Source organism: Methylobacterium sp. WL6, assembly GCF_008040095.1.
Taxonomy (GTDB): Bacteria; Pseudomonadota; Alphaproteobacteria; order Rhizobiales; family Beijerinckiaceae; genus Methylobacterium.
In genome coordinates this window covers 1-6,475 of sequence record NZ_VRVH01000256.1, presented here as the reverse complement: position 1 = coordinate 6,475, position 6,475 = coordinate 1, and the positions used below count along the sequence as shown (strand labels likewise).

At 73.3% G+C, this 6,475-nt stretch carries 5 protein-coding genes; 2 read left to right on the top strand and 3 right to left on the bottom strand.

Translation table 11 applies throughout. From position 1 onward, the window contains the following. Both FV230_RS22585 and FV230_RS22580 read right to left on the bottom strand, forming a co-directional pair. Nucleotides 1–951 (bottom strand): Wadjet anti-phage system protein JetA family protein (locus FV230_RS22585; protein ID WP_147844001.1); only part of this gene is annotated, 951 nt, incomplete at its 3' end. A 35-nt stretch (nucleotides 952–986) separates the two neighbouring features. Next, nucleotides 987–1,406 (bottom strand): FKBP-type peptidyl-prolyl cis-trans isomerase, encoded by a 420-nt coding sequence (locus tag FV230_RS22580; RefSeq protein ID WP_147728502.1) that lies wholly within the window; start codon nucleotides 1,404–1,406, stop codon nucleotides 987–989. A 364-nt stretch (nucleotides 1,407–1,770) separates the two neighbouring features. Between FV230_RS22580 and ggt the strand changes: the two genes are divergently transcribed. Continuing rightward, entirely contained in the window at nucleotides 1,771–3,438 is a 1,668-nt protein-coding gene (ggt, locus tag FV230_RS22575) for a gamma-glutamyltransferase (RefSeq protein WP_246694958.1), read from the top strand. Nucleotides 3,439–3,519: 81 nt separating this feature from the next. Next, nucleotides 3,520–3,834, top strand: a complete 315-nt coding sequence (locus FV230_RS22570) for a hypothetical protein (protein ID WP_147728504.1) — start codon at nucleotides 3,520–3,522, stop codon at nucleotides 3,832–3,834. Here the strand turns inward: FV230_RS22570 and FV230_RS22565 are convergent. After that, the coding region (locus tag FV230_RS22565; protein ID WP_210248650.1) for an autotransporter domain-containing protein at nucleotides 3,822–6,475 on the bottom strand (2,654 nt) is incomplete at its 5' end. The genes FV230_RS22570 and FV230_RS22565 overlap by 13 nt on opposite strands.

The window sequence follows — 6,475 nt, the reverse complement described above, 5'->3', positions numbered from 1 at the left end:
GCGCACGGCGCCGACCGCGCGCAGGGCCGCCGCCGTGCGCTCGATCCCGGCCGAATCCGGCCGGTCCATGTAGCGGACGGCGGCCGCGATCCGGCGCTCCATCCGCGCGACCACGTCGTCGACGGCGTCGAGGTGCCGGTCGAGCCCTTCGAAGATCGACAGGATCTGGGTGAGGTCGGCGCGCACGCCGCGCTCGGCGACGCGGAGTTCCGCCGCCCTTCCCTCGCGCAGGATCGCCTCGGCGAGCGCGCGGATCAGCAGCGGGTCGCGCAGCGCGCGGCCCGCCTCGCGCACGATCGCCGAGCGGAAGCGGAACGGGTTGTAGCGCGTGTGCAGCGTCCGGTAGTCGCTGATCAGGTGGCGCTCGACGAAGTCCTCGAAGTAGAGGCGGAAGGCGGCGCGCATATCCTCCTCGTGCAGAATGCGCTCCTCGATCTTGCGCATCGCGCCGGCCAGCCCGCGGACGTGCCCGAGGAAGGCCTGCGCCGCGCGGGCCGCGTTGCCGAGCGCCTCGGAGCGGTCGGCCGGGTTGGCGATCGCGCTCTCCAGGCTGCCGAGCACGTCGAGGATCGCGGCACCGTAGGAGCGGGTCTCGCCGCGCTCCATCCGCGACAGCTCCTCGAGCAGCAGCCGCGCCTCGGGGTCGAAATCGACCACCGGCACGTAGCGCTCGCGCCGCTCGATCAGCCAGCCGGTCTCGAGAAAGCGCCGGAACAGCGCCGAGCGCCGCTCGATCGGATCGACCGGCACCGGCTCGTCGTCGGATTGCTGGTCGAGCGCCCAGTCGGCGGAGAAGTCGCCGATGGCGGCCAGCAGCTCCGCCTTGCGCACCGGGTCGGGGCTGGTGCCCATCACCTTGCGGTGCAGGTGCAGCAGCAGCGCGGCGTTGAAGGCCCGGCTCGGCGAGGCCAGCGGCCGGAACAGGTCGTCGGGAAGCTGCGCGAACAGCATCGTCTCGAACTCCCGCGTTCGCGCAGCCGTCCTCGTTACTTCGCGCCGAGAAGCTCGACGTCGAAGATCAGCGTCGCGCCGGGCGGGATGATGCCGCCGGCGCCGCGGGCGCCGTAGCCGAGCTCGGCCGGGATCACCAGGGTGCGCTTGCCGCCCTGCTTCATCGTGGCGACGCCGAGGTCCCAGCCCTGGATGACCTGGCCGGCGCCGAGGGTGAAGGTGAAGGGCTGGTTGCGATCCCGCGAGGAATCGAACTTCTTGCCCTTCTTGCCGGCGTCGTCGAGCCAGCCGGTGTACTGCACGGTCACCTTCTGGCCGGCCTTCGGCTCGGGCCCGGTGCCGACGACTTCGTCCTGATACTTCAGGCCGGAGGGCAGGGTGGTGTAGTCGGCGTTGGCGGCAGCGGTCATGGCGATCAGCACGGCTCCGGCGATGGGGAGAATAAAGCGAGGCATCGTTCCTCCGTCGGGCCGAGCCTCTTTCGGGCCGCCCGTCGAGGGGCCTCTTAACAGCAGGGCCGGGGCCGAGGCCAGCCGGCGGGGCTTTTCGCCGTCGGCGCACGCCGCGATCGGGCACGGAACGCGGCTTGCGGGGCGGGAGGCGGCCCTTCGCGATTTTCGCCCGGCGCCGCTTGACGCGGCGCCGACCTTGGCGGCCCATTCCACCGCCCGGGCCGCGAGCGCGGCCTCACCAACTTTCCTCGGAGCGACGATGCGCCTGGATCGAACGGACGGCAGCCCTGGCCCGACGCGGACGGCTGGGTCGCACCGCAGGCCGGCCCGGGCCGTCGCGGCGATGCTCGCGATCCTCGCCCTCGCGATGCCGGCCCGAGCGGCCTCGATCGCGCCCGCGGTGGCCGAGCACGGCATGGTCGTGACCGCGCAGCACCTCGCGACCCAGGTCGGCGTCGACGTGCTGAAGCGCGGCGGCAATGCCGTCGATGCGGCGGTGGCCGTCGGCTACGCGCTGGCGGTGGTCTACCCGGCCGCGGGCAACCTCGGCGGCGGCGGCTTCATGACCGTCCAGCTCGCCGACGGGCGCCGGACCTTCCTCGATTTTCGCGAGAAGGCGCCCTTGGCCGCGACCCGCGACATGTACCTCGACAGGGACGGGAACGTCATCAAGGGCCTAAGCGTCAGCGGCCCCCTCGCCGTGGCGGTGCCGGGCACCGTCTCCGGCCTGGAGACGGCGCGCGAGACCTACGGGACGATGGCCCGCGCCGAGCTGATCGCCCCGGCCATCGCCTACGCCGAGGGCGGTTTCGTCCTCGAGCAGGGCGATGCCGACATGTTCGCCATCGCCACCCCGGACCTGCGCAGGGATCCGGCCTCCGCCGCGATCTTCGTCGACGGCGATGCGCCGTTCCGGGCCGGCCGGACGGTCGTGCAGAAGGATCTTGCGGGAACGCTCCGGACGATCGCCGAGCACGGCGTGGCCGGCTTCTACGGCGGCCCGGTCGGCAGCGCGATCGTCGCGTCCAGCCAGGCCGGCAAGGGCCTGATCGTCCAGGCCGACCTCGACCGCTACCGCACCCGCGAGCTGAAGCCGGTCGAGTGCGACTATCGCGGCTACCGCGTGATCTCGGCCCCGCCGCCGAGCTCCGGCGGCGTCGTCATCTGCGAGATGCTGAACATCCTCGAAGGCTACCCCCTCGGCGATCTCGGCTGGGGTTCGGCGCAGGCGATCCACTACGAGATCGAGGCGATGCGGCACGCCTACGTCGACCGCAACAGCTACCTGGGCGATCCCGACTTCGTCGACAACCCGACCGCGCGCCTGACCGACAAGGCCTACGCGGCGACCATCCGGAGCGCGATCGATCCGGGCAAGGCCGGCGTGTCGAGCCGGCTCAAGCCGGGGGTGCCGCCGCACGAGGGCAGCAACACGACGCATTATTCCATCGTCGACGGCGCCGGCAACGCGGTCTCGGTGACCTACACCTTGAACGATTGGTTCGGCGCGCGCATCACCGTGCCCGGCACCGGCGTGCTGCTCAACGACGAGATGGACGACTTCACCGCCAAGGTCGGGGTCCCGAACATCTACGGGTTGGTGCAGGGCGAGGCCAACGCCATCGCGCCGGGCAAGACGCCGCTGAGCTCGATGAGCCCGACCATCGTGACCAAGGACGGCAAGCCCGTCCTCGTCACCGGCACGCCGGGCGGCAGCCGCATCCTCACCGTGGTGCTGCACAGCATCCTGAACGTCGTCGATTACGGCATGAACGTGCAGGAGGCGGCCGACGCGCCCCGCATCCACAACCAGTGGCTGCCCGACGTCACCAACGTCGAGCGGTTCGCGCTCTCGCCCGACACCCGCAGGATCCTTGAGGGCATGGGCCACCATTTCGCCGGGCCGCAGCCAGCCAACCACCTCGCCGCGATCCTGATCGGCGCGCCGGTGCTCGGCGGCAAGGCGGTCGGGGCGAACCGGTTCTACGGGGCGAACGACCCGCGCCGGAACACCGGCTTGACGCTGGGCTACTGAGCGGCGCCCGACGCTGCCCCGTCCGCACACCGGGACCGAGAAAATCCGGCGACGTTTTCGTCGCTGGTGCGTTCCTGGAGGATGAACCCGACACCCGACGATTGGGACCAGCGCGTCGCGCACCTCTCCCAAAAGCTGCCCGCGCCGCTGCAGCGCGCCGTCGGCTGGCTGCGCGAGCCGTCGCGCCTGTGGCTGCGGGTGGGGGCCGCGCTGCTGCTCATCCTCGGCGGGATCTTCTCGATCCTGCCGGTGCTCGGCCTGTGGATGCTGCCGCTCGGCCTCGCGCTTCTGGCGCAGGACGTGCCCTGGCTGAAGGTGCCGCTGGAGAAGGCCGCCCGCTGGATCGAGAGGACCTGGGCCGCCCTCGTCGCGTGGTGGCGGCGTCAGAAGCGGTAGGTCAGGTTGCCCTTGGCGCCGTGGTCCTGGGCGCGGGCGCCGATCTGCCCGGCATAGGACAGGCCGACGGTGGTCGAGGGTAGGACGATCCAGCTCAACCCGGTCTCGAGCAGCATGGCGCTGCGGTCGACCGGCGCGCCGCGGGTCAGCGCCGAGACGCCACCGGCATTGAAGGCGAGGAGCCCGTTCGGGGTGACGTCGCCGAAGGCGCCGCGATACCCGACGAGGCCGCGCAGCAGCATCGGCAGGCCGCCGACGAAGCCATCGATCCGCGCCTCGGCCCGCACGCCCGCGGTCGCGGTGGACACGGTGGCGTCGCGCGCCGCGCCGGTGAGCGCCGCTGCGCCGCCGGTCTCGGAAAAGGCGTCCTGCCCGACGCGGATCACCGCACCGCCGGCAAAGGGCTCCAGCGTCAGGCCGGCGAGGTCCATGCGGTAGCCGACCTCGCCGAAGCCCTGCGCGACGCTGCCGCCGTAGGCGGCGCGGGCGCTGTCGCGAAAGCCGGCGAACGCGATGTCGCGCCGGGTCTCGGTGTCGCTGACGCCGTAGAGGCCGCCGATCCGCAGGTCGAGCGCGCCGAGGCCGATGCCGGCATAGACCGACCCGAACCCGGTCTGGACGTTGCCGCTCGACATGCGCAGCGGGATGTCGAGGGCGGTGTCGGTGTAGCCGGCGGCGGCGCCGACGCGGATCAGGTCGCTCGCGGCGACGTCGCCGCCGATCACGAGGCCGCCGGTGTTGCGCTGGAGGGCGGCGGCGTTGCCGTCCGAGCCGGTGCGCCCGAAGCTGCCGAAGCCCTGGCCCCACAAGCCGACGATCCGCTGGTCGAGGCCGCCGGGGCCGAGGCCCGTGCCGCATTCGGGCACGGAGTTCAGCGGCACCCGGGCGATCGGTGCGCGCTCTGCCGGCAGGCCGGGCGCGGCCGGCGTGCAGGTGAGGCCGGCGCCGTCCGACCAGCGCATCCGATCGAGGATCGCCTCGCGCACCAGCCCGCCGGACTCGACGAGCGCGGTGACCGCGCTCGCGTGGACCTCGCCCGAGAGCGCGTCAAAGGCCTGCCGGGCCTGGGCGGTGGAGAGCGGGCCGACCGCGTCGTAGACCGCCTGTCCGGCACCGAGCGACTGCGCGCGCCGGCCGGCGGCGACGCCGTTCACCGTCGCGCCGGCGGTGTCGAAGCCGAGGTCGTTGCGGATCAGGTGCAGCTGCACCGCGTCGTCCGCGTAAGTCAGCGACGGCGTCAGGAAGGCGAAGTTGGAGGTGACGGCGGCGAACTGCCCCTGCACGCCGCCCGCTGCCGTGAGGATCGTGTAGGTGGTGTTGGCGCTGTAGGCGCCTGGCTGCGCCTGCACGTCGACGAGGCCGCCGCGCAGGGTCGCGACGCCGCCCGCCGCGATCCGGTCGCTGTTGCCGGCCGCATCCGCCTTCACCTGGAAGATCGAGCCTGCCTCGAACAGCACGTTGCCGTTGGCCGACAGCGTGCCGATCCCGTCGTAGCCCGGCGCCGCGCGGCCGCCGCTGCGGACGCTGAGGCCGCCGAGCGTGCCGATGCCCTCGATCGTCGCGCCGGAGGCGACGCCGACATCGGCCGCGCCGAGGTCGCCGCCGACCCGCAGGCGGCCTTCCGCCACCGTCACGCCGCCGGCGAACGGGCTGTCGCCGGTGAGGTCGAGGCGGCCGGCGCCGGTCTTCACGATGGTGCCGGTGCCGTCGATCGTGCCGGAAAACAGCGCGTCGGTGCCGTTCGAGCCGGCGGTGAGGGTGGCTCCGCCGAGCGAGACTCGGCCATCGCCGTTCAGCGCGGCGACGCTCTGGTCGTAGCCGGCGAGGTCGAAGGTCCCGGCACCGGCGACGAGGAGCGCGCTGCCCGCGGGGAGGGCGCCCGCGATGCCGGCGCGCAGGGTCCCGTTGGTGACCGAGGTGGTTCCGGCGTAGCTGTTGGCCTGGGTCAGCAGGACGGTGCCGTCGCCGCTCTTCGCGAGCGTCCCGGGGCCCGACAGCACCGCGTCCACGGTGCCGCTCTGCAGGCCATAGATCGCGCCGCGCAGCGTGCCGTTGCGGATCGTGCCGGCGGTGAGCACCACCGGGCCGGCGCTGGAGGCGGTGCCGCCGAGATCGAGCGTTCCGCCCCCGACCACGAGGGCCGCGTCCGCGGCGCCGAGACGACCGCTCCCGGTCAGCTGCAGCGTGCCGCCATCGACGCGGGTGCCGCCGGAGAAGTCGTTGGCGCCGGACAGCGTCACGGTGCCGGCGCCGGTCTTCACCAGCGGCCCGGGGCCGGTCAGTGCGGCCTCGATGCCGCCGGACTGCACGTCGTAGACCGAGCCGCGCAGCGTCCCGTCGGCGATGGTGCCTCCGGTGAGCCGCACCAGCCCGACGGCCTGGGCCGTGCCGCCGAGGTCGAGCCGCCCGCCCGAGACCAGCAAGGCGCCGTCGGTCGCGCCGAGCGTTCCGGGCGCGGAAGTCGCGAGCGTGCCGGCCGAGAGGCTGGTGCCGCCGGCATAGGTGTTGGCGGCCGAGAGCAGGACGCGGCCGGTGCCGGCCTTCGACAGGCCGCCGGGACCGACGACCGGGCTCGTTAGCGTCGCGTCGTCCGGCCCGTCGCAGGCGAGGCCCGTCGCGGTCGCCACGCAGGCCGCACGGG

Coding starts and splice junctions, on each gene's coding strand:
- FV230_RS22580 (WP_147728502.1), bottom strand. CDS start 1,406: ATGCCTCGCTTTATTCTCCCCATCGCCGGAGCCGTGCTGATCGCCATG.
- ggt (WP_246694958.1), top strand. CDS start 1,771: ATGCCGGCCCGAGCGGCCTCGATCGCGCCCGCGGTGGCCGAGCACGGC.
- FV230_RS22570 (WP_147728504.1), top strand. CDS start 3,520: ATGAACCCGACACCCGACGATTGGGACCAGCGCGTCGCGCACCTCTCC.